The organism is Burkholderia sp. E168m23 (assembly GCF_016586125.1).
GTDB classification, from domain to species: Bacteria; Pseudomonadota; Gammaproteobacteria; order Burkholderiales; family Burkholderiaceae; genus Burkholderia; species Burkholderia orbicola.
On record NZ_BCPP01001418.1, the window covers coordinates 1 to 1214 of the forward strand.

Annotated in this window: 2 protein-coding genes; both read left to right on the top strand. The window is 65.2% G+C overall.

The window, feature by feature from the left end:
* The coding region (locus JMF90_RS37800; RefSeq protein WP_236598136.1) for a TetR/AcrR family transcriptional regulator at positions 1-592 on the top strand (592 nt) is incomplete at its 5' end.
* A 61-nt stretch (positions 593-653) separates the two neighbouring features.
* The gene (locus tag JMF90_RS37805) at positions 654-1169 is read left to right on the top strand and encodes a hypothetical protein (protein WP_201317477.1); all 516 of its coding nucleotides are present in this window, start codon (positions 654-656) and stop codon (positions 1167-1169) included.
* Positions 1170-1214 lie beyond the last annotated feature (45 nt).

A 1214-nucleotide genomic window follows, 5' to 3' on the forward strand; every position in this document is an offset into this window, starting at 1 on the left:
CAAACGCCAGCTGGTGGTAGACAAAGCGACCGAACTGTTCTCGAGGCACGGATTCCACCCAGTGGGCGTGGACTGGATCATCGACGATTCCGGTGTCGCCCGAATGACGCTGTACCGGCATTTTGCGAGCAAGGACGAGCTCATCCGCGAAGTGCTGGTCCAACGCTACGACCTGATCGTCGGCAGCATCGACGCGCAGTTGCAGCACGTCGTCGATCCGGTCGAGCGCGTCAAGACCATCTTCGACTGGTATGAAGCATGGTTCCGCACACCGGAATTTGCCGGCTGCCTGTTCGAGCGTGCGCTGGCCGAATTCGGCACCGCTTACGCGCCGATCTCGGATGTCGCGATCCGCTATCGCCGCAAAATGGTCGAATGGATCGCAGAACTGATCGAAGCCCTCGTGCCGCCCGAAACCGCGAACCGGCTGGCGACCGTCTTCATGATGCTGCTGGACGGCGCCACGGTCGACGCGCGGGCATTCAACGATTCCGCGGCTGCCGCACGCGCGTGGCAGGCCGCGCATGCCCTTCTCGAACAGGCGATGCACGCGACGGTCTCGCCCGCCGACGGTGCGGCCAACCCGACGTAACGCACGTCGCGCGCCGTCGTATTGCAGGCAAACCGAGGCCGAAGGGCGCCGGGAGGACGACATGCAGGAGCGGATGCGCTTGATCGGTTTCGTGCTGGGTGCGGCAATCGCATGTGCCGGCTGCAAGTCGGTGAATGTCAGCCGATATGAAATCCAGCACCGCGACCGAAACGGCCTCACGATCGTTGCGTACACCACGGAAGACCTCGCGTCGCTCGACAAGACGCCGTGGGCCGACCACGTCTACCTCCGGTACGCGGTCGCGCCGGTCACCATCCTCGAGCGATTCGATGTGGGCGCAACCGATCTCGACGACTATCCGTTCTCTGCCCGCCGGCTCGACATCCACGCCCGCTGCCCGGTCCCCACGTCGGACTTCTGCTCCTCCTGGTTCATTCCGTTCCATGATCGCGTGGGGCTGCATGGCCTCGACTATGTGTCGGGACTCGTTGCCAGCGAACCGGCGCGCCTGAAGTTGCGCATCGGCGGCGCAAGCATGGCCGGAACCCGGCTGGTGTCGAAGGAACACGCGATCAACGTCGACGCGGGCGACGTGGCGAAACCGGGCGGGCCGTAATACCCGCGTGGCCCCGGGGCGCGCGACACCCGTCGAGCGGGCACG